The sequence below is a fragment of the Rhizobium pantanalense genome, from assembly GCF_030182525.1.
GTDB lineage: Bacteria > Pseudomonadota > Alphaproteobacteria > Rhizobiales > Rhizobiaceae > Rhizobium.
The window spans coordinates 76,193-97,781 of sequence record NZ_JAQJCH010000009.1; the positions used below are offsets into that span (position 1 = coordinate 76,193).

Genomic DNA, 21,589 nt, shown 5'->3' on the forward strand with positions numbered 1-21,589 from the left:
AGGTCGACGGTCAGGCTCGATGCCGGTCGAGGAAAGGGTAACGATATGGCGAATGGATACGATCTTGCGGTTGTCGGTGCGGGTATTGTCGGCATCGGCGTGGCATTGGCGGCTGTGCGTCAGGGCAAGAAGGTCGTCGTCATCGAGCGCAATGCCAAGGCGGTCGGTGCCTCCATTCGCAATTTCGGCTTCGTGACCATCAGCGGACAGAAGGGGGGCGCCCATTGGGAGCGCGCCATGCGGGCGCGTGACATCTGGTCCGAGATTGTCGACGAGGCTGGCATAGCGGTCATCCATCGGGGCCTGGTCACGCCGGCGCGTCGCTCGGAAGCCGCCGTGATTGTTGACGCCTTTTTGAAGACGCCGATGGGCGAGAAGTGCCGCCTGATGACGAAGGCCGAGGCTGGCGATCTCGTGCCCAGCCTGCGTCTGGATGGCGTCGAGGCCATTCTTTATAGCCCGCACGAGCTGCGTGTCGAATCTTCCGAGGCGCTGCCAAAGCTCGCAGTCTGGCTCGAGGCTCGGCATAAGGTCGATTTTCGCTGGAACACGGCCGTGCGCGCCATTGAGGGAACGCGGATCGAGACCAGCCACGGCGCAATCGAAGCGCAAGCCGTCGTCGTCTGCCCCGGCGACGATTTCTCGACGCTTTTCCCGGATGTCATCGCCAAGCATAATCTCACGATCTGCACATTGCAGATGCTGCGGGTGGCCCCCGCTCAGCCGAGCCGGTTCGGCGCCGCGGTCATGTCGGATATGAGCCTTGCCCGTTACGAAGGCTTTGCCCACCTGCCGGAAGCGGAAGCGCTTGGAAAGCGGCTCGATCTTGAGGAGGCCGAAAGCCGCGCCGCCGGCATTCATCTGATCGCGGTCCAGTCGACCGACGGTTCTCTCGTCGTCGGGGACAGCCACGTCTACGGCAATGCGCAGCAGCCATTCGCCAGCGAGCGCTTCGATCGGCTAATCCTCGAAGAGTTCGATCGCGTGTTCGATCTGCCGGGCCGCACCGTCGTCAACCGCTGGATCGGCACTTATGCCTCGTCGAAGGAGCGGACGGTGCTGGTCGAGCGCCCCGCCGATCACATCCGCCTCGTGATGGTGACGGGGGGAACCGGCGCCTCGACCGGCTTCGCCCTCGGTGAACAGGTCATCGACGATCTCTACGCTTCGATATCTCGGTCTTGGGAGTGAAATCAGTGAGCCAATTGAAAGCCGTTGTATTCGACTGGGCTGGAACGGTCATCGACTTCGGATCCTTCGCCCCCATGGGCGTCTTCGTCGAAGCCTTCAGCCGCTTCGGCATCGAGGTCACCATCGCGGAAGCGCGTGAGCCGATGGGGCGACCGAAATGGGATCACATTGACGCCATGCTGAAGCAGCCTCGCATCCGCGAGCTGTGGGCCACGCGTCACGGCAAGGCACCGACGGCAGCCGATGTCGACGCCGTTTACGAGGTCTTCGTGCCGATGAACGAGGAGGTGGTGCATAAGTTCGCCGATCTCGTGCCGGGCACGACCGAAGTTGTCGGGACGCTCCGCCAGTGTGGAATGAAGATCGGTTCCACGACGGGTTACACACGCTCGATCATGGAGCGCGTCCTGCCGCTTGCGAAAGAGCAGGGCTATGAGGTCGACAATCTCGTCTGCGCCGGCGACCTGCCGCATGGCCGGCCGACGCCGATGAACATGTACAAGTGCTTCCTCGATCTCGATGTCTGGCCGGCGCATGCGGTGGTCAAGGTCGACGATACCGGCGTCGGCATCGATGAAGGCGTTGCGGCCGGCTGCTGGACGGCCGGCGTCGCGCTGAGCGGCAATGAGGCGGGTCTCACCCCGCAAGAGATCGCCGCTATGGCGCCGGATGCGCTTGCCAAGGTTCGTGAGCGTGCAGCCGGCGTTCTGAGGGCACGGGGTGCGCATTATGTCATCGATACGGTTGCCGATCTGCTGCCTGTCATCGATGATATCGAACGTCGGCTGGCCGACGGCGAACGGCCGTAATTTGGTTGGTGTTCAGAGCTGGCAGGTCTCCGTCGAGGCAATCTCGTCCTTGGGCACGCCATCGGTAACTTGTTCGTGCTTACTCTGGAGACCCTGGCTTCGCGGCGTGGTTGATGATGGATATTCGCGTCTTCCCGCTTGCCCTGCTTTTGGTCTCCCACGCAATTTGATAGGTATCGCTTCCGTCGATACCCAGAATGCGAGGAAGGGAAGAGATGACTGATAGGCCTGAAAGCAACGCTGTCGATTTATCGGTTGACGAAGCCTTTTTCGAACTTCTGACCGGCAGTTTTCAACGCATTGTCGGCTCTTCCTTGATTGGCGAGGGCGCGGGGCCAGATTGGCTCTATCGCGACGCGCCGTTTGTGGTCCTCGCCCATAATACGGATGCCGATCCGCGTTTCGTCTACGCCAACAAGGCCGCGCAGAATTGTTTCGGATACTCATGGGACGAGTTCATAACGCTGCCCTCGCGGCTTTCGGCCGAGCTTCCCAATCGGGCGGAGCGTCAGCAATTGCTGGACGCGGTGACCCGTAACGGTTTCATCTCCGATTATCGCGGTCTGAGGATTGCGAAATCCGGACGGCGTTTCTGGATCGAGGCCGGTATCGTCTGGCAGCTCGTGGACCGAGATGGCAATTTGCGCGGGCAGGCTGCAACGTTTTCCAAATGGCAGGATGCATAGGCCGTAGAAACCAGAGCCGATCGCATTCTCGAATATGGTGGTAAGAACCAGCACGTGTTCATCCCGCCAATCTTACGGTCATGAGCCGTGCAAAACCGGCATGGCTATCGTGCAGGCATGTGCATTTTATTTAGGCGGATAAATGCCTATCTCCTGCGCATCAGCAAAGGAGACCGTAAAAATGAGAGTATTTGAGAAAATCAAGCGCTTTAGCGAACAGCGCAGAGCCATACGCGAGCTTTCCGCCCTCGACGATCATGTCCTTCGTGACCTCGGCATTGCCCGCTCGCATATCCCCTACGCCGTTAGCGGTGCCCGCGGCAACTAAGCCATCTTTTCGAGCGCATACCCTAAGGTATGCGCCGCCGCAAGAGGCCTCCGGCGAGCACCATCATTGCCTCTATTTGACAAGCAATAGCCAGTAGAAGCCGCAGCTCGTGCCGTGATCCCTGGTGGCATCGAAGGCAATCGCCCCGGCTTCCTGACCAGCACTTCCTCTTGACGCGGCATTGGCAGATCATGCCAGCAGCCAAGTTGGCAGACGATCCGGAACGCAACTGATTGCCAAGGTTTTTCGCTGTTATCGTCGCGGATACCATGGCGAAGATTTCAGGCGGCTTGTTCGCAGCTGCCTTTTATGTTCTGCTTTGCGCAATATTCGAGTTCGATCTCGAGCAGCCTTGTTGCCTTGGCAAGTGCATCCTCGGCCTCTGCGAATAGCTGTGGCTTATGCCCCATTCTCGCTTCGCCGTAGTTTCTGGCTCGCAGCAAAACGAGGTCAGCCAAAGCGATGCATTCCGGCGTTGGTCGGACAAGGTTCAGGCAATATCGCAAATTGATTGCGACCTGGAGAGCGAACTCGGCTGCCGAGAAATCCAATATCGCGCCTGGCGGCGCGGAGCGGGCTAGAAATATCCTCCAGTGTTGGGTCATCGCAGTACCCCTCTTTTCGGATCGATCGCGCGAGCATCGATATATCGACATATTAAGTGCCAACTTTTGCAGAGGCACTATTGGGTTCCCAACCATGGCATTTTGCATTGGCAAGGCGTCGGCGTATCCGCAGTCATATCGACCGGACGAAATCGTTTTCAATAATGCAATCATGCAATTGGGCTTCGGTCCAGCTCCTTCTTGGACGTTAGTCTGACGATATTCCGGCGAAAGGTCTTGGCTTCGATTGCTGAAGTCCAAGTAGAGGTCTCTTCGTTCGATAAGACTTGACCCCTCGCGGTGTTGCGGCGATTTGATATGGGATCAGAGATATTTGCCAGTCGGCGATAAATGGCGGCGCTTTCGGGCCAGAGAGCGACGACCGCTCGTCGCCGAAGCCAACCGGAGCCTCAGGAGGCTGTAGGTGTCATTGCGTCGAAAGCTCATTGCTGCTTTGCCGTGCCTGTTGTTGACCATGGTCAGCACAGCACTCCCCTACACCATTAAAATTCACGGCGCTTCCGCGATATTTGCGCAGCAAATAGTGGAGGCCAAAGGGGGTAACGGCAATGGCGGCGGCAATGGTAACGGCGGCGGAAATGGCAATGGGGGAGGCAACGGGAACGGCGGTGGCAACAGCGGCAATGGGGGTGGGAACGGCAACAACGGCAACGGGAATGCCAATGGCCGATCATCCGCAACCAAGAGCGCTACTCAAAGCCAGGTCGATTCCGACCAATCCTCCGATGATGGCGACGGATCGATTACCGTTCACCACAAGGACGGCATGAGTGAAAATATACAGAGCGGACGTTATGTGATGAAGGATTCAAAGGGCCGCACCATCGTCAACCGCAATGCTACGATCGCCGACGAGCAGCGGCTCAAAGCACTCCTTCACTGACGGCGCCTTTCGAGTTCATCCCGGAACGCCATCGCAGCTTCCGTTCTGTTGCTCACTTCCAGCTTGGCAAAGATCTGGGTCATGTGATGCTTGATGGTCTTTTCATGCAGATCGAGCTTCAGCCCGATATGTTTGTTGCTCAATCCGGCAGAAGCCAGTTCGAGGACCTCCCGCTCGCGATCCGTCAATGCGCTGAAGGGATTGATCTGGGCACCAGATCCGTTGTCCGAGATCAGACGCGCCGATAGTGTCGGTGCGACATAGCTGTCACCCGCAGCAATGCTGCGAAGGATATCGGCGAGTGTTCGTGATCCAACGCCTTTGAGAACATAGCCTTTCGCGCCGCTCTTGAGCGCTGCCATGACATCGTCGCTTGCCTCGGAGACCGTCAGCATCACGATCTTCTGATCGGGTATCTGCTCGAGGATGAGAGATATGGCATCCAGCCCTCCTCCCGGCATGGAAATGTCGAGCAGCAGGATATCCGGGCGATGTTCCGCTGCTATGCGCAGCGCATCCTCCCTGCTACTGCCTTCGCCGACAATGCTGAACCCATCCATTTCGGTCAGGCTCCGGATAACGCCCTCCCTGAAGAGAGGGTGGTCGTCTACGACCGCCAAACTGATTGCAGCTGTCATGCCTGCTCCATTTCCTCGATGTTCAGGGACATGCGAACGATGGTTCCCCGGTTCGACGACAAAAGTTGAAAAATACCGCCGAGACTTTCGACCCTATCCCTGAGGCCGGCAAGGCCAAGCTTTTGCGGGCCGACTTCTTTCGGATCAAATCCCGGTCCCTCATCGGCAACCTCGATCACGATCTGGCCGTCTTCCAAGGTCTGCACGACCTTTTGTCCGATACCGCCGGCGTGACGATAGCCATTGTTCAAGGCTTCCTGGACAAAGCGATAGACGCATATCTTCGCCGAGGTCGAAAGGTCTGCCGGTGCCGCGCCCGCCAGAAGCGCAACGGTGACGCCGGTGCGCTGTTCGTGGGCTCGAATTGCCCGTTTCAAAAGATCGGTCAGATTGTCCGTCTCGATATGAGGAAGCATCAGGCCGCTGCAGACGCTCCTGATTTCGGTCATGGCGTCGTCAAGGCTGGATTTGATTGTCTGAAGTGACGCCTCGCGCTCCTCTACCGAGGCGGTGGGGCTGATGAGGGTCTGGCTGTCCAGCCGCAAGGAGGCATAAGCGACCAATTGGGCCGGGCCGTCATGCAGGTCGGCGCCGATACGGCGCAAATAGCTCTCGTTAAGCGCTGCCGCACGCTGGGTCGCGCGTTGAACGCGGGCTCGCAACGCTTCATTCTGCTGAAGAAGCGTCGACAGTTCGCCGATGCGGCCGTTGAGCGCCTTGCGCTGACTGTCGATGGTGCGGCTGCCACGCAGGACGATGATCGACAGAAGAGCGAAGAATGTCAGAGTGAACAAAGCAACGACAAGCCAGCTCAGCAGGCGGGCCTGAGTAAGGCTCCATTCGAAATCGTTGGCAATCTCGTAGAATTCGGAGACAGCGACGACCTTGCCCGACCATGGCTGCAGTACGGGATTGTAGATTTCCAGGAGCGGTTTGCCGCTATTGCGTTCGGCGACGCTTTCCACATCATCGATCTGGTTGAATTTGGCGACCATTCGGCCTGAAAAAGCCGTCTTCAAACTATTTGACAGTGGAAATCGCTTTCCGGAAAGATCCTTGTTGTTGGAGTAGAGGATCGTCCCGTCATTGCGCCATAATCGGAACGAAAACAGCCGTGTGCCAAGCGCGCCCTGACCGAGCGTTTCGTCAAGAGCGCGGGTAACGGTATCGTCGAGAGCCTGAGTGGTTTGCATATCCGGCAGAAGCGGGGCGATGACGCTGTCGACGTACAGCGCTGTCGTCGCCGCGGAATTGCGCGTCACTGCATTCTCGATGAGGCCGGCAACGAAAGCGCCGACAACGAGCATCGCACAGAGCGCGACGAGGCCGCCGGCGAGCAGGAACTGTCTAGCCAAAGATTGGGAGTTCCAGCGTTCGATAAGACTTGCCAGAGATCGCTTGTATTTATGGTTTGCTCGCAGAACTGGCATAATCGGCACTGATCTCCCAACCCTCTATAGCTATCTCAGCAGGATGGAGTGTCAACTGTTGGGGTGTCGACATCCGCCGCGTTGTCCCGAGCGGGGTATTGCCGTCTGGCGTGTGCAATTTATGCGACCATAGAGTTGGATCAATCAGACTATGGTCCTAACCATCAAGGCATAGGTCGGACCGGGATAGAAAGCTGAGATTTCGGCAATATTCTAGTGCGCATGATTTGCTGGATATGGCCCCTGCCACAGGCGGCGGACATGTTATGAAGGAAGTGCGCATGAAAATCCGTTCCATGATTGGTGCAACAAGCCTCGGCCTGGTGCTCGCACTTGCGCCCATCGGAGGAGCTTCTGTCGGCTTCATGCAGGCGGCATTCGCCAAGGGCGGAAACGGTGGCGGCAATGGTAATGGCAATGGCGGCGGTCATGGTGAGGGAAACTCCGGTCATGAAAAGTCCGGAAGCGACGATGCAAGCAGCCCTTCGACCAATGCGGCGACAACGCAGGGCGCTTCATCGTCGCTGCTGGGGCATCATGCGGATAAACACTCCAAAGCCCATAGTGCAAGTTCGAAGAGCCATGTCTCAAAGCCTGGTGCAGGTAGCCTGAGCTCGCTCAAGCGCGACTATCACGCTTACTTGAACTCGAAAGATCCCAAGATGGCGGCGCTCTCGGCCTATGTGAAGGCATATGCGGAATTCGAAATGCAATATGGAACGACGGCTGTGCCGACGGATCCCGCCCTCAGCGACAACGCCCTGCGCTCGGCGCTCGCCCAGCTGTCGAACAAGCCGGTGACGGACCAGACACTTGCCGAAGCAAAGAGCATTCTCGGCGTCGGAACAAACAGCGGAAAAATCGCCGAAGTCCGTGATGCCCTGGAAAGGAAATCCGAAACCGTGGCGCCATCCGAGAGCAGTGCGCCGACTGTCGATTGAAGGCGCTGTAATAGCCGCGCTTTAAGGTGAGCATGCCGATCGCCGGGCACTTTGCGACACGAGGTTTTCTGCGATCATCGTTCACAAGTTTGGGTTCACGAGTTTGGCGTCGATGCACGCCTTTCCCTAGCCGGTCCGCCCACCGGCTCTATCGCCGGGTCGGGCCTTCCGCCCCAGACGCTGCTCGATCCGGCGATAGGCAATTTACTGCATGATGCAGGCGACCAAGTATAGAATATGGGGCGCAAGAGGGTGCTGCCTGCAGAAGCCACTGCGAAAACCTCGAAGCTTTGGGAAGCGCTGCAGGCCGGCCGCCTTCTCGTTTCGGTCGGGATGGATACGCCCATTACGCACAGCGGAAGGGTGGAGAGCGGCTTCCCGCTCCCCACGACGGTTAGTTCAGAATCTGGATAACCTTGCGTGAGGAAGGCTCGACGATCACGCGTTCGTGGTTGACGACTGCGTAGGCATATCGCGGATTCTGCGGAACTGTGCGAACAACGACCGTATCCGGCAGAGGCCTGCCGACGACCACTCTCTCGTGGACAACCGTGCCGTCTTCAGGCAAGGGCTGTTCGCGGACATAGGTGACCACCTTCTGAGGCGGCGGATCGATGGCGGTGCCGACAATGGCGCCAGCCACGCCGCCCACGGCGGCCCCGACCGGACCACCGACAACGGCTCCGGTAACCGCACCACCTGCAGCGCCGGTGACGGTCGACGATTGGGCAAAGGCACATCCGGCGGTCAGGCCAAGCGCGAGTGCCGCAACACTAAGTACTTTCGTTTTCATCAGAATCTCCTTTCACCTTCTCTTCGTCCGTCATTGACGGAGCTGTCGGTAAAACAGAGCTTCGGCGCAGTCGGTTCCTTTCCTTGGGCTTCGGTCGAGTGACATTGGGGCGGGGGTCGCACGATGCGTCGGACCAAAGCCTTACGCCAACGACCCTCATCAAAATATGGAGAATTCACCGCGCTGGAGGTTGATTCCAGTGATGAAACAATGGGTTGGTTTGCCTCAACGCAGCTCTCGCATTCGCAACCGTTGAAACCGGCCACCTGATGTGGGCGGATACAAGAAGCCAATCCGACAAAGGCTTGCGATCGCCGCGCATTCACGGCGGTGCGATCTCAATCCGTCAATGTGCGGCGCGGCTCGAAGCCACCGATACGTTTCGCTCCGTGATCCAGGTGCTCGGCAGGTTTGCACATATGATCCCGACCAGCAGGATTATGGAGACCAGACCAACCAATGTCTCCCATGACTGCCGGCGAAACGGCAGCGGCCAGCGCGATCTGGACATGTTTGGATCATACAGCATTCATCGCCTCCATATCCAAGGGAGAGCCGTCAGCATCGACGTGGCCGTTCCGGTTGAGATCAAGGCTTTGATCACTCTCTTTTTCTGGCACGCGTTCATCTGTCAAGTTTATGTCCGCCGAATCCCGAATGTCTAGTACCTTGATCGACAATATCTGGTAACGAAGCCCCTTGCGATTGCTGGATCTGCCAATTTAAGTGAAGTATGGAGAAAATATTTCCGAGATTGGCCGCCATTGATGCGGCTTGAGGGCGCGTATGCTTCGGTCGGGCGCCATGCTGAAAATCTGTTCCGGAATTCGGGCGCGGCTGGTCACAGTGTACAGAAGGCGCGGTAGGTGGCTGCTGCGAAAAGATGACTTTCTGCATGGATTGCGGAAGCGCGTTCCCGGCCGCCTTGATCGGTATCGGGAAAGCGACGCTATACGGCTACACGCTCGCGGCCGAAAATGTCGAGTTCTGAAAGGCGGATGGCTTTGCTCGCCGCCGACGTGCTGCCGATGAATTCGTCGATCAGAAACGCCACGTAGCCGCCAGTCATCTTGATGATGGCGATTTCACAGCTCCTTGAGGGCTTGTTGCCCATCTTCGCCGCCAGATCATAGACCGGCACCAATTCGCCACGATATGAGGTATGACCGAGCGCGCGGCGCGTATCGTCACTATTGCGAAGCGGGCGCCAATTATCTGCCCGAGCGACAATCGTGCCGTCGATGAACGTGCATAAGGTGTCGTGCACGCGGACCACCGTCGCTGCACGGCGCCGAAGAAATGCTGATAGAGGCATTGAGCACTTTGTCCCCTCTGGGACTCCCCGTTCAAAAGTGCAATCGTCTGAGGCGAAAACCCATTCTAGGATGCCTCGGCACTGTCATGGTGCCGCCGAACCTTGTTCAGCCAGACACGTCGATGATAGAGCCGTCGTCTTGATGACCGCTTTTAGGTTTGTCTAAAATTCTAACGAACGTACGTTTTTCGGCCGAGCATCGGGCTGAAAGGATGATGAAAATCCGGGAATTGAAACAGCCGGCGTTCTAGCTGTGCCTGCCGCGTCGAAAGGGTCGGACGAGAAATTCGGTCAAGTTTTGCGGTTCCCGGATATTGGGCAGGCCGACATCGGGCCATTCCGTGGCCTTCGGATAATAGGCGGTCCCGAACAGAATATCCCAGATTGCCGAGCCGCTGCCGAAATTCTTGTTGAAGTGCTGTCGCTCGACCGAATGGTGAATACGGTGAAAGCGATTGTCGGGAAAGACGTAACGAACCCAGCCCAGATTCAGTCGCGTTGAGCTATGCTCGAAATAGCCTTGCCAGCGTACGAAGAACACCCAGATCCAGGGAACATAGTCCTGTTTGAAATCGAAGAGCAGCGAGACGGGAATGATCAGAAACGGAATCCTGAAGATCTCCTCGCTGAAATGGTGGTTGCTGTTGAAGGCGCTCATTTCCTCGAGCGAATGATGCTCGGCATGGAAGCGCCAGAAGAAGCTGTTGCTATGCTGCAGCCTGTGGAACCAATAGTAGAAGAACTCGCTGACCTGCAGAACGAGAAAAGAAGCAGCTATGGCGCCCAGCAGATGCAGTGGCCACGCATTCGAAAATTTCGAGAGGAATGTCAGGTCAATCGCAAACAGCGGCTTTATGCCGATGGCCGCCCAAAACCAGTAGAAGACTGTCAGGCTGGTCTTAGTTATGAGGATGTTCGTCATGCAGAAGATGGCGCCGCGAAGTCTCGATACATAGGTATAGCGAGACTTTGGAAAGATGATCTCTGCGGCGAGCAACAGGAATGCGACCGGAAGAATGCGATCGGTGTACTCTTCCATGAAATCAAGCAATTGAAGCAAATTTTCCATTGTCAATTTGCTATCCACGGAACGACGGAGAGGCGATATCCTCCCTTTATCCGGGAATGGCGGTTGCTTCAACTTGATGATTAAAAACTGGTTAAAGCCATGCTGGCCGGATTGGAGAGACGTTAAACACGTTCCGGATCGTGCCCGATCACGATTCAATCAGCCTGTGGTGCGGCTGTGGACTTGACGGATCTGCGCGACCTGTCGCGCCATTCGAGCGGCGTCGTATCAGTGACGCGCCGGAACTCGCGATTGAAGTTCGACTTGGTCTGAAAGCCGACATCGAACATGATTTCCGTCACCGGCTTTTCGGTTTCGGCCAGGAGCGTGCAAGCCTCCGCGATCCGGTACTCGTTGACATATTGCGAGACGTTCTTGCCGGTCGCGCGGTTGATGGCTGTGGAAATCTGCCGGGCGGGAATCGCAAGCTTGCGCGCCAGCCGGTCGAGATTGAGATCGACATCGCGATAGGCGTGCTTTTCCTTCATCAGCGTTTGGACGGCATCAAGCGTCTGGGTGTCCTGCAGGATTTCAGCCGGCAGGACAGCCCCTCCCTTGTCGATGGGCGCGTGGCTGCGGCTCGCTGCAGCGGCTGCGGTGGCCAAAATGGCCAGTCCCACGAGATTTCCGAAGCTGATGACCTTCAACGCATATTCACCACCGGCCCAGGCGAAGTCCAGCCAGATGAAGATATCGATTATCGCCGACAAAAGAAGAGCGCCGGCGGCAAAGAGGACGGCCCGATAGGTCGGGCCGGCATTTTCGAATGGCGCGAGGCGAAGCGCGTCCGTGCCCGAGCGCATGAGAAGCAGGATCGCCGCTGCATAGCCGACGTCGGTCAGTACGATGGCGATATCGATCGCGTCGCGCCACACCGCGATCAGCACGATAATGACCCCGGCTGGGAGCGCATGCAGGCAGATCTGCTGAAGTGGAGAAAGCGAGCTTTTGCGCACCAGTCTGGAAACGCCGAGATAGGCAAGTGGCGGCACCATCGCGGCCGCCACTGGCATGACATACATGGCGGGCTGAACGGCGTAGCCCCATCGCACACCGGAAAGCGTGGATTGAAACGCACTGAGAAGGATCAGTGCCTGGAAAGGCAAATTGGGTGGTGCTTCATCATCTCGAGCCTTTACGGCTGCAAAGAGAACGACGAGCAAAATGGCGACGACAAACGGAAATGGAATGAAGAGCATTGATCGGTTCGTGAAGGATTGGCAGCGATTTTCCAGCCGATCATGCCGAAAGATAATCCGCGCGGCGACCTCAATCACGTTTGAGGTCATCAAAATCCTGGGGAGGGGCGCCGATTGGAACGAAGGCGGTCAATTTCGGCCGATCCCTTTACCCTATCCTCTTCGCTTCAATCTTCCGTGACTTCCTTTGTCGGATGCCGTGAGCTGAGGAGCGAAACAACATAGGTGCGTTCAAAAATGGACGCAGACAGGCGGATCGATTCTCCTTAGCGTTGGCATCAATCGTGCATTCGGCGCCCTGGTCGATAATGGCTGGTCCCATAGCACGATCCGGCAGAATCCGCCTGCGCATGCCCGGTCGCGGCGCAGATAGATTGCCCTTAAGGCCGCGCGCAAGAAATCCTGAGCGGACCCTGGCGTCATAGCCAGCAGGATGATCTGAAACGCTGCGGCTGATGGGCCATCCAATGCGGCTATGTCGGCGTTGAAGCCGTAGCGACTGCGGCTCGATTCTCTCGGGCCGCGTATCCGTCATGCTGTTCGACTTCATGGCGTCGGTGTCCTTGCGTCAGTCTCGGGACCGATACGGGATTCCCCTTTGAGCGCAGCTTCGCCGTCCGACGGTCTCAGCCAAAGCGGCGCCGGCAAGGTACGGACGACGAGCCCGCATATCGTTGGACGAGAAAAGCAATCACTATGAGATTTTAATTTTTTCGCGCATTGCGCCGAATGGAACGGCTATGCATGTCGAGCCATTTTTGCGTGACAGCCAGTTGTTGAGATTGGAGCGCGAAGATGTATTTCGAATTGAAGGATACCACCGCTGATCTTCTGGCGAAGTGTCGCCGTCACGAAGAGCTTTGCGATCTTCCACTCGATCTGATCGTCTCCGAAGATGAGGCCTATGAGATCCAGGCCGTGGCGCAGGATGCACTCGGCTTCGAGCGCAAGGGCTATGCGATTGTCGGCACGAGCGATCTGTCGTGCCGAACGCTCGGCCTCAAGGGGCCGATCTACTCAGAAATACCGTCTTCCGCCCTGCAAAAGAGGGCGCAAAGCTTCCGTCTGCCGCCGGGAACCATCGGAATACAAAGCGAGTTCGTTTTCACGATGCTGAGGCCATTTCCCGATGAAGGCGAGCAAATCTCCCTCGATAGCGTGGCGGATGCGGTCATGAGCTGCCGCCCTGCAATCGGGGTCGTCGGCTGCCGGACGCGGCGAGCGTTCGCCGGCGCAAACGCCGCGATTGCGGACTTCGGCCTGCATGTCGCGACGCTCTGCGGCGACCATGCCGCAAATGTGGACATCGGCGCTCTTTCGACAATCGAGGTCACGGCGTTTCTGTTTCGGCAGACCATGGTGTCCGGCAGCTCGTCGGCGGTCATGGGCAATCCGTTGAACGCGGTTGCGTGGCTTGCCGCGGCGCTTGCGGCAAACGGTAGGCGGCTCGAGCCGAGCGATATCGTAGCGACCGGCTCCTGCACTGCGGTCCTCCAGGTCCGCGCCGGCCAACATTTGGCCGTCGACTTCGGGCCGCTTGGCCAGGTCGAATGCGTCTTCAATTAAAATGAATCATATCGAAAGGGTGGATAATGCGGCCGCAGCGAAAGCCATTCGTGGTCGAGATCAAGAAGAACCGGTGTTCCCGCACGAAATCCTCTCTTGAGCAAGCGACGCATGAGAGCACGCGCGCGCAAAAAGGTGCTGGGACGAGTGTGGGCCTGACCCTTCAGCGTAGGGATCGGGGCTGATGGTCAGTCGGAACATTCCTCACGAATATTTCCTGCTTTCCGCAACAAGGGAGGAAGGCCCTGTTGTCGGCTATGTCAACGGCAAACCTATTTCGGCTGCCGTCGTGGACAGAAACGGCAGCCGCTACCGGTTCGTCGGCATTGCCGTTCGGGATCGCGAAGGCAGGCTCGACGTTCTGAAGCTCAGGCAGGGAGAATGGATCGTCGCGCCAGATCTGATCTATGAGGCGGCAGCCTGATGCCAAGCCTCACATGCGTTCCATAGCATCAGCTCCCGGTCGAATATCTCAGCCTCTTCGGCGACTTCCATCTGGTGTTTGATCTCGATCAGAATGCCGTGGATATGATCTCAGGCGATCATATAGCCGCCATCGATCGGCACGGAGATGCCGTTCACCATGGCCGCCGCGTCGGAAAGCAAGAAAAGGATCACTTCCGCAACCTCCGCCGGTTCGACAAAGCGGCCGGCCGGAATGCGATCGCGCATGGGTGCTGCCTTTTCGGGATCGCTCCATGCCTTGACCGCCATCGGTGTCAGCGTCACCGTCGGGTGCACGCCGTTGACGCGAATACCCTTGGGAGCCAGCTCCCGGGCCATCACGCGCGTCAGGCCGTCCAGGCCGCCCTTCGATGCGCAATAGGACGCATGATCCGGTATGCCGATAAAGGCGGCAATGGAGGAGACATTGACGATTGCGCCGGGAAGACCTTTGCCAATCAACGAGCGGGCGAATTCCTGGGCCACGATCATCGGCGCCCGGGTGTTGACCGCATGCAGATGGTCGAAGGCTTCGACCGTGGTCTCAAGGAACGGCTGCAGCTCGGTCGTGCCTGCGCAGTTGACCAGATAATCTGCCGGCAGGGCAGCGATTGCTGCCTCCCGTGTTCTATCGGCGTCGGCAAGATCGACCTGAATGGCTTCGCAGCCCAGCTCATCACGCAAGGACGTGACGTCTGCTGCGCTTCTGGTCAGCGCCACGACATGTGCGCCGCGTTTTATCAGCATTTCCGCCGTGACTCGGCCGATGCCCTTGCCTGCGCCGGTGACGATCACTCTCTTGCCTTCGAAACTCATCGGAACTTCCTCTTTCGATCTCCTGCCTGTTTTCCGATCGAAGAGGCGAATGCGGCGGGGGTCAATATGAAATTGCAGCGTTCTATCCGAAGCGAACCAAATTTCTTCGCAAGCGATGACATCCGCAAGCAGCGCAAGTCGCTGAATTTTACGTATCTGTTCCGGCGATCCATAATTGCCGCGTCGAAGGGTCGCGCTCGCAAGCCGCTGGAATCATGCTTGAATTCATTGCGAATGCTGAAATCGCCATGAAAGAGAAGAATGCTTCTGGTCGGATGTTCAACGCAGCATATATGTTTCGCCGGTGTTTCTCTTACTGGAAAACAATCAGTCTTGCGATGAGGATGGAGCGCAACGACACGCCGCCGCGGATTGAGGACAACAGGTATCGAAAGCAGGATTGCAATGAGTTCAGTACTGGCACCCGACCAGCTTGGCCCAACGGTCTGCGTCGGGGAAATCCTCGTGGAAATCGTCGCCACGACGGTCGGCAATGGTTTCACGGAAGCACAACCGCTCGTCGGACCGTTTGCCAGCGGCGCGCCGGCGATCTTCATTTCCCAGTGCGGGCGGCTTGGCGGCAGCGCAGCAATGATCGGCGCTGTCGGCACCGATGATTTCGGCCGCGTGAATCTCGAAAGGCTCAAGGGCGATGGCGTCGATATCTCGGCAATATCCATCGACCCGGACTATCCGACAGGCAGCGCCTTCGTTCGCTACCGTAAGGACGGCTCCCGCGACTTCGTCTATAATATCGCGACGTCAGCGGCTGCTCGCTTTGGCTGGAGCGACGGCGTCAGCAATCTCATCAGCCGTGCGGGACACCTGCATGTGATGGGTTCGGCGCTATCCGTTCCGAGCGCGTGTGAGGTGATCGACAAGGCAGTCGATATCATCAAGGCCCGCGGCGGCACGCTTTCCGTCGATCCGAACATTCGCAAGGAACTCAAGCTCGACGAGGCGACCGAACAGCGGTTTGCCCGGCTTGTGGCCAAGGCCGATCTGCTGCTGCCCTCTGGGGAGGAGCTTGAGCGTGCGGCCGGCGTCGAGGGCGAAACCAATGCGATCCGCCGCCTGTTCGAAATCGGAGTCAAGGAAATCGTTCTGAAGCGCGGGGCTGATGGCGCGACTTATTACAGCAGGGAAGGCGAGCGCATCGATGCGCCAGCCTTCATCGTCAGGGAGATCGATCCGACCGGCGCCGGCGATTGCTTCGGCGGCGCCTATCTCACCTGTCGCCGTCTGGGCATGTCGGCGGCAGCCGCCCTGACCTATGCGGCTGCGGCAGGGGCGCGCAATGTCACCGTTGTCGGCCCGATGGAGGGGGCTGGCACCCGAGAGCAACTCGACGCGTTCATCGCAGCCACGGAAAGACGCTCCTGATGCGGATCCGTTCCGGCGACGGGCGGTGTTTGGAGGTACAGGCTGTTCGATGACGGTCGCTCCATAGGCGCGATAGACCTGATCGCACTGTGGATGTCGCAGACTATCTCGAGCTTTGCCAATGATTACCCGGTCTGCAGTGCCAGTAAATGATAGCTGTTTAATCCAAGGAGGAGGAGATCATGGACGAATTGAAGACGAAAATCGCCGCGGTGACCGGCGCGGCATCGGGAATCGGGCTCGCCTCGAGCGAGGCCATGATTGCGGCGGGAGCGAAGGTCGTCTTGATCGATCGCGATGAGAGAGCATTGGCATCGGTGTGCGAGCGCCTGGGTGACGGGGCCATCCCGCTTGTCGTCGATCTGCTCGATCCGGAACAATGTGCCTCGCTGTTGGATGGCATTCTCGCCAAGGTCGATCACCTCGATATCCTTCACGCGAATGCCGGCACCTATATCGGCGGCGACTTGGTGGAGGCCAATCTCGATGCCATAGACAGGATGCTCAACCTCAACGTCAATGTCGTCATCAAGAATGTTCGAACCGTCGCGCCGCATATGATCGAGCGTGGGACGGGTGACATCATCGTCACGAGCTCGGTCGCAGGGCATTCGGCCATCCCTTGGGAGCCGGTCTATTCGCCTTCGAAATGGGCAATGACCAGCTTCGTCCAGGCCATGCGGCGCCAGCTTCTGAAGAGCGGTGTTCGTGTCGGCTCTGTCTCTCCGGGCCCGGTCATCAGTGCCCTGCTTGCCGACTGGCCCGAAGAAAACCTGCGCAAGGCCAAGGAAGCTGGCGCCTTGATCGAGCCCAAGGAAGTCGCAGATGCCATCATGTTCATGCTGACACGTCCGCGCAACGTGACGATCCGCGACGTCGTAGTTCTGCCGAGCGCCTTCGATATCTGAGGAGTAAAGCCATGGGTTATCAGGAGAAATTCCGGCTCGATGGCGAGCGGGCCGTGGTTACGGGCGGTGGCCGCGCCATCGGCCTTTGCTGCGTAGAGGCACTGGCTGAAGCTGGCGCTGCAGTCGTTGTCATCGAGCGTGACGAGGTCGATGCACGGGGAGCTTTCGCTTTGCGAGACAAGGGTTACGACATCGATCTGCGGATCGGCGATGTCACGGACTCCGCGCGAATGGAAGCGATCGCCACGGAACTCGCTGATGGCGGCCATGCCGCGACGATCCTGGTGAACAATGCCGGGATCGGTCAGAGCGGCATACCCTCGCAGGATGTCAGCGACGCCGATTGGCTGCGAATGATGGATGTCAATGTCAATGGCGTTTTCTGGTGCTCGCGCGCCTTCGGCCGTTACATGATTGCTCAGAAACGCGGCGTCATTGTCAATCTCGGCTCGATGTCCGGAATCATCTGCAATAGGCCGCAGCCGCAGACGCCATACAACGTTTCCAAAGCGGCGGTCCATCATCTCACGCGGTCGATGGCGGCAGAATGGGCGGAGCATGGCGTCCGCGTGAATGCCGTCGCTCCCACCTATATCGAGACGCCTATGGTGATGGCGGTCGAGGCCAATCGTGAACGCATTCCGGTCTGGCTTGCCGATACGCCGATGGGGCGGATGGGAACGCCAGAGGAAGTCGCCAGCGCAGTTCTTTTCCTTGCATCGGGCGCTGCAAGCCTGATGACGGGAGCGATCGTCAACGTGGATGCCGGCTTCACCTGCTGGTAGGCCTGTCCTGCGTCGAAGCGCATTCCCTCGCGTAACGCTGCTCGGCAGAGCCGATGCTACGCGGCTTGCATTCGGCTATCGCACCCTTTGCCGCCGGGAGAGGTCTCAGATTCGGGAGCCGGCTGACTATATCTAGCCGGAGCAGTGATTCTGCCGAGGGAGTGAGCATCCTTGTAGCCGCGTTTGAGCTTACTCAACCTTGATGTCGCAAATGATCTGGATATTTTACCAGATTAAGTAGTACGCTTTCGATACCGGTACGGGATTCTTCGTGACCCTCGGGCCACGAGATTCCCGTCAAGGAAACGATAAACAGGTAGTTGTCATGTTCCTAGAAGCAGCTCTTTCTCGCTTGATCAAAATCGGAACGCTCACGGTCACTTTTCCGGATGGTTCCACACGCAGTTTCGGTACGGGGGCGGAACCGCGTGCAGCGATGAAAATCAATACCACCCGTGCAAAACGCCGTCTGCTCCTCAATCCGGCTTTGGCGCTGGGCGAGGCCTATATGGACGGCGAAGTCGAACCGGCATCCGGCGACCTATTCCAAATGGTGGATCTGCTCGCCCTCAACATGATGGAAGGCGGAAGCCATCCCTTCGAGAAGCTGATGGAAAAGGTTCGCTGGCTGCGCCGAAATCTCGACCAATTGAACTTTGCCGGTCGCTCGAAGCGCAATGTCGCGCATCATTACGATCTCGATGCGCGGCTCTATTCCTTGATGCTGGATGAGGACCGGCAATATTCCTGCGCCTATTTCCCGGTAGGCGACGAGACCCTAGAGGAGGCTCAGCTCAAGAAGAAGCGGCATATCGCATCGAAGTTGATGCTCGATCGTCCGGGCCTTGAGGTTCTGGACATCGGCTGCGGATGGGGCGGCATGGCACTCTATCTCGCCAGGGAGTTCGGTGCTCGGGTGACGGGTCTTACGCTTTCGGAAGAGCAATTGCTGGCCGCACGAGCCCGCGCGAAGGATGCCGGGCTGGAGCATATGGTCACGTTCGAACTGCTGGATTATCGCTCCTGGACGCGTCCGGTCGACCGCGTCGTCTCGGTCGGCATGTTCGAGCACGTGGGCATCAACCACTACAAGACCTTCTTCGACAAGATCCGCTCCGTGCTCAAGGAGGATGGCGTCGCGCTGATCCACGCAATCGGTCGGGCCGATGGTCCAGGCAGCACGAATCCGTGGATTGCGAAATATATCTTCCCCGGCGGCTATTCGCCGGCGGTCTCCGAAGTCCTGTCCGTGGTCGAAAAATCCGGCCTCTGGACGACCGACATCGAGATCCTGCGGCTGCATTATGCCAAAACGCTCGAGCAATGGCGCGACCGCTTCATGAAGAACAGGAGCACCCTGGCAAAACTCTATGACGAGCGGTTCTGTCGTATGTTCGAATTCTACCTCGTCGGGTCTGAGCTCGCCTTCCGGCGTATGGGGCACATGAACTGGCAATTGCAGCTGACGAAGAACGTTTCCGCTCTGCCGCTGGCCCGTGACTACATGGTCGATATCGAGCGGGCGCGGGCTGTCATTGCCGAGCAGGGGAAGGCGGGGCCGATCGAAGCCGCGAGCGCGCGGGCAAGGCGGGATCTGACCTTGCATGACGAGCGCAAATCCCGCCAGCCAAATCAATCTGGGACCGAGTCCTCGCGCAACCTTTAGAAACCACTTGCAGCCCCGCATGAGGATTTGGCTGGACATGGGATACAATGTCTTACCCGGCCACTCCTTCAGTAGCTAGCCGATACATATAGCAGCGTTGCGGCGAGCAGGCGCCGAGCCTGCAATCAGGGGCGCGTCGGTAAGGCTGCAAACGCCCGATACACTCGCGGAAATGCAAGATCGCTGTGGCTTATGGCCCACACTCGTCGATTGAGTTTGTATGGTCATGGTATTGGCGAACTTGTCATCACAGGTCCCGAGTGGCTATGAGGTCATCACCACTTAATGATGATGACACGTCGTCTCTTTCGGCCTCATCCGTCCAAGAGGCGATATCAATGTGCGGGGTTTGTTAGGACAGGAATGCGCTCAACCAAGAATGAAAAGACTCTTTCCCGGCGGGCTTTCATGCTGGGGTCTATCTCTGCGACGGCAGCGCTTGCGGGCTGTGCCACCACGGCCCCGGTTCTAACTCCCATTGCAGCTCCGGTTCGTATGCCACCCGCCGTTCCCGTGGCGTCAGAACCTCAGAGCATCGTCACACCCGATCCCGAACTCGAAGCACGCTATGCCTCCGTGGTCGATGGCGGTCATGTCATTCCGGCGGTTCCTTACCGAAAGCTGGACCCGAAGTTTTATCGTCAGCGCGTTCCCGATCCGACCGGCGAGGCACCCGGCACGGTCGTCGTCGATACGGCGTCTAGATTTCTCTATGTCGTGGAGCGCGGCGGCACGGCCATGCGCTATGGTGTCGGCATCGGCCGCGACGGCTTTGCATGGCAGGGCGAAGGGATCATCCATTGGCGACAGCATTGGCCGCGCTGGAAGCCGCCGGGCGACATGATTGCCCGCAAGCCGGAACTCGCGAAATATTCGGTCGCCAACGGCGGCATGGACCCGGGTATCAAGAACCCGCTGGGTGCCCGCGCGCTCTATATCTTCCAGAACGGCAAGGACACGCTCTACCGTCTGCATGGTTCACCGGAATGGCGCTCGATCGGCAAGGCAGCGTCGTCTGGCTGCGTTCGGCTGGTCAACCAGGACGTCATCGACCTCTACGAGCGCATTCCATACCACGCGCGCATCGTCGTTCATCAGACGCCGCTTCAAAGCAAGGCGATTTCTGCCTGAGCGAAATCGGCTCCCTCGATAGGCGGGAGCCGATGCTTCGGCGCGATGGGGTGCTGCCGTATCACGGAAGGCGGCTGCGCTGCTGGCTTTGACGCTGGGCCTCCTGCGCGGCCTTGAGCTGCGCCTTCGTATACATCAGCGCATGTTCGGCAAGGTCGCGGCCATCATCCCAGAGGTTGCGCCAGATGCCGAGGATGCCTTCGAGCGGCTGACCAACGACGCGGGAGGAGAAGGATTCGAAGGTGATGGGTCCCTGGTAGCCGGAGCGAACGAGAGCCCTGAAAACGCCTGTAAGATCAATCGTGCCCGAGCCCATATAGCCGCGATGGGAATCGCCGGTGTGGAAATATCCGAGATAATCGCCGGTTTCGAGAATGGCGGCCTGAATATCGGATTCCTCGATATTCATGTGATAGACATCGAGATGAACCTTCACATTCGGCATGCCGATGCGCTTGCACATTTCCACCGCCTGGGCGGCCGTGTTCAGCACGTTGGATTCGTAGCGGTTTACCACCTCCAGAACCAGCGTGATGTTGCTTTTCGCCGCCGTCTCGGCCACCTGACGCAGGATGTCGACCGATTGCGCGACGCCGGCAGCCGTCGTCGGCTCGGTATATTTGCCGAAAGCCGAATGCAGGATACCGCCGATATATTCGCCGCCGCAATCGCGGCAGACGGCGATCGCCTGTTCCAGCCTTTCCTTGCCGCGCCGGCCCTTCTCCTTATCACCGCTTGAGATGTCGGTTTCAAAATCGAGACCGAGCGAGAAGTTGATGCCGATGCCGCTTTTTTCGAGCTGGCGGCGGGTGAATTCCGGATCGATCAGGCTTGGGTCGAGCGCCGGTGCCTCAATGAAATCGTAACCCACCTCGGCACTGTTTGCGATTGCGCGGGCGCATTCGTCGCGGCTCCAGCCGGCCTCCCATACCAGCGCGTGAACTCCCAGTTTGTTCATGCTCGTCCTCCCGATTTCGTGGAT

The 21,589-nt window shown here is 58.4% G+C and carries 23 protein-coding genes; 14 read left to right on the plus strand and 9 right to left on the minus strand.

Annotation, left to right across the window (positions count from 1 at the left end; genetic code table 11):
- Positions 1-45 precede the first annotated feature (45 nt).
- The 4 genes from PH558_RS22740 to PH558_RS22755 all read left to right on the plus strand — a co-directional run bounded on the left by PH558_RS22740 (position 46) and on the right by PH558_RS22755 (position 3,014).
- Complete coding sequence (locus PH558_RS22740) at positions 46-1,191, plus strand: TIGR03364 family FAD-dependent oxidoreductase (RefSeq protein WP_285206690.1); 1,146 nt, start codon at positions 46-48, stop codon at positions 1,189-1,191.
- Between the two features lie 5 nt (positions 1,192-1,196).
- Positions 1,197-2,000, plus strand: a complete 804-nt coding sequence (gene phnX, locus PH558_RS22745; protein WP_285206691.1) for a phosphonoacetaldehyde hydrolase — start codon at positions 1,197-1,199, stop codon at positions 1,998-2,000.
- A gap of 215 nt (positions 2,001-2,215) precedes the next feature.
- Positions 2,216-2,686 carry an MEKHLA domain-containing protein gene (locus PH558_RS22750; protein ID WP_285206692.1) on the plus strand — a complete coding sequence of 157 codons (471 nt, stop codon included), beginning with the start codon at positions 2,216-2,218 and terminating at the stop codon, positions 2,684-2,686.
- 181 nt (positions 2,687-2,867) lie between these two features.
- Positions 2,868-3,014: a DUF1127 domain-containing protein gene (locus PH558_RS22755; RefSeq protein ID WP_083258017.1), complete on the plus strand. Its 147-nt coding sequence runs from the start codon at positions 2,868-2,870 to the stop codon at positions 3,012-3,014.
- Between the two features lie 281 nt (positions 3,015-3,295).
- Here the strand turns inward: PH558_RS22755 and PH558_RS22760 are convergent, their stop codons facing one another.
- Positions 3,296-3,880, minus strand: coding sequence for a hypothetical protein (locus PH558_RS22760; RefSeq protein WP_285206693.1), 585 nt, complete (start codon positions 3,878-3,880; stop codon positions 3,296-3,298).
- A gap of 163 nt (positions 3,881-4,043) precedes the next feature.
- On the opposite strand from PH558_RS22760, the gene PH558_RS22765 reads away from it, so the two are divergent.
- Positions 4,044-4,523, plus strand: coding sequence for a hypothetical protein (locus tag PH558_RS22765; RefSeq protein WP_285206694.1), 480 nt, complete (start codon positions 4,044-4,046; stop codon positions 4,521-4,523).
- Here PH558_RS22765 and PH558_RS22770 read toward each other — a convergent pair.
- Both PH558_RS22770 and PH558_RS22775 read right to left on the minus strand, forming a co-directional pair.
- Complete coding sequence (locus tag PH558_RS22770; protein WP_095437306.1) at positions 4,517-5,161, minus strand: response regulator; 645 nt, start codon at positions 5,159-5,161, stop codon at positions 4,517-4,519. The genes PH558_RS22765 and PH558_RS22770 overlap by 7 nt on opposite strands.
- Complete coding sequence (locus tag PH558_RS22775; protein WP_285206695.1) at positions 5,158-6,591, minus strand: sensor histidine kinase; 1,434 nt, start codon at positions 6,589-6,591, stop codon at positions 5,158-5,160. The genes PH558_RS22770 and PH558_RS22775 overlap by 4 nt, the downstream gene beginning before the upstream one ends.
- Positions 6,592-6,872: 281 nt before the next feature.
- Between PH558_RS22775 and PH558_RS22780 the strand changes: the two genes are divergently transcribed.
- Positions 6,873-7,532 carry a hypothetical protein gene (locus PH558_RS22780; RefSeq protein WP_285206697.1) on the plus strand — a complete coding sequence of 220 codons (660 nt, stop codon included), beginning with the start codon at positions 6,873-6,875 and terminating at the stop codon, positions 7,530-7,532.
- Between the two features lie 394 nt (positions 7,533-7,926).
- Here PH558_RS22780 and PH558_RS22785 read toward each other — a convergent pair whose 3' ends face one another.
- Positions 7,927-8,325 carry a DUF1236 domain-containing protein gene (locus PH558_RS22785; RefSeq protein WP_095437309.1) on the minus strand — a complete coding sequence of 133 codons (399 nt, stop codon included), beginning with the start codon at positions 8,323-8,325 and terminating at the stop codon, positions 7,927-7,929.
- A gap of 215 nt (positions 8,326-8,540) precedes the next feature.
- On the opposite strand from PH558_RS22785, the gene PH558_RS22790 reads away from it, so the two are divergent.
- Positions 8,541-8,990 (plus strand): hypothetical protein, encoded by a 450-nt coding sequence (locus tag PH558_RS22790; protein ID WP_285206698.1) that lies wholly within the window; start codon positions 8,541-8,543, stop codon positions 8,988-8,990.
- A 284-nt stretch (positions 8,991-9,274) separates the two neighbouring features.
- Here the strand turns inward: PH558_RS22790 and PH558_RS22795 are convergent, their stop codons facing one another.
- The 3 genes from PH558_RS22795 to PH558_RS22805 all read right to left on the minus strand — a co-directional run bounded on the left by PH558_RS22795 (position 9,275) and on the right by PH558_RS22805 (position 11,908).
- A complete protein-coding gene (locus PH558_RS22795; protein ID WP_285206699.1) occupies positions 9,275-9,592 on the minus strand; it encodes a chemotaxis protein CheW in 318 nt (105 codons plus the stop codon).
- A 295-nt stretch (positions 9,593-9,887) separates the two neighbouring features.
- On the minus strand, positions 9,888-10,709 hold the full coding sequence (locus PH558_RS22800) for a sterol desaturase family protein (protein ID WP_285206700.1): 822 nt from the start codon (positions 10,707-10,709) through the stop codon (positions 9,888-9,890).
- Positions 10,710-10,864: 155 nt separating this feature from the next.
- A complete protein-coding gene (locus PH558_RS22805) occupies positions 10,865-11,908 on the minus strand; it encodes a helix-turn-helix domain-containing protein (protein ID WP_113409563.1) in 1,044 nt (347 codons plus the stop codon).
- A 795-nt stretch (positions 11,909-12,703) separates the two neighbouring features.
- On the opposite strand from PH558_RS22805, the gene PH558_RS22810 reads away from it, so the two are divergent.
- Entirely contained in the window at positions 12,704-13,474 is a 771-nt protein-coding gene (locus tag PH558_RS22810; protein WP_285206701.1) for a hydratase, read from the plus strand.
- A gap of 184 nt (positions 13,475-13,658) precedes the next feature.
- The gene (locus tag PH558_RS22815) at positions 13,659-13,898 is read left to right on the plus strand and encodes a hypothetical protein (protein ID WP_069610098.1); all 240 of its coding nucleotides are present in this window, start codon (positions 13,659-13,661) and stop codon (positions 13,896-13,898) included.
- Positions 13,899-14,008: 110 nt separating this feature from the next.
- Here the strand turns inward: PH558_RS22815 and PH558_RS22820 are convergent, their stop codons facing one another.
- Entirely contained in the window at positions 14,009-14,734 is a 726-nt protein-coding gene (locus PH558_RS22820) for an SDR family oxidoreductase (RefSeq protein ID WP_285206702.1), read from the minus strand.
- A gap of 405 nt (positions 14,735-15,139) precedes the next feature.
- Between PH558_RS22820 and PH558_RS22825 the strand changes: the two genes are divergently transcribed.
- From PH558_RS22825 to PH558_RS22845, 5 genes are all read left to right on the plus strand, one after another.
- A complete protein-coding gene (locus PH558_RS22825; protein WP_285206703.1) occupies positions 15,140-16,117 on the plus strand; it encodes a tagatose kinase in 978 nt (325 codons plus the stop codon).
- A 182-nt stretch (positions 16,118-16,299) separates the two neighbouring features.
- Positions 16,300-17,025, plus strand: coding sequence for an SDR family oxidoreductase (locus PH558_RS22830; protein ID WP_113409485.1), 726 nt, complete (start codon positions 16,300-16,302; stop codon positions 17,023-17,025).
- Between the two features lie 11 nt (positions 17,026-17,036).
- Positions 17,037-17,810 carry an SDR family NAD(P)-dependent oxidoreductase gene (locus PH558_RS22835; RefSeq protein ID WP_285206704.1) on the plus strand — a complete coding sequence of 258 codons (774 nt, stop codon included), beginning with the start codon at positions 17,037-17,039 and terminating at the stop codon, positions 17,808-17,810.
- Between the two features lie 325 nt (positions 17,811-18,135).
- Positions 18,136-19,476, plus strand: a complete 1,341-nt coding sequence (locus PH558_RS22840; RefSeq protein WP_285206706.1) for an SAM-dependent methyltransferase — start codon at positions 18,136-18,138, stop codon at positions 19,474-19,476.
- A gap of 408 nt (positions 19,477-19,884) precedes the next feature.
- Entirely contained in the window at positions 19,885-20,607 is a 723-nt protein-coding gene (locus PH558_RS22845; RefSeq protein WP_483314180.1) for a L,D-transpeptidase, read from the plus strand.
- Between the two features lie 61 nt (positions 20,608-20,668).
- Here PH558_RS22845 and PH558_RS22850 read toward each other — a convergent pair whose 3' ends face one another.
- A complete protein-coding gene (locus tag PH558_RS22850) occupies positions 20,669-21,565 on the minus strand; it encodes a sugar phosphate isomerase/epimerase family protein (RefSeq protein WP_095437319.1) in 897 nt (298 codons plus the stop codon).
- Positions 21,566-21,589: the final 24 nt, after the last annotated feature.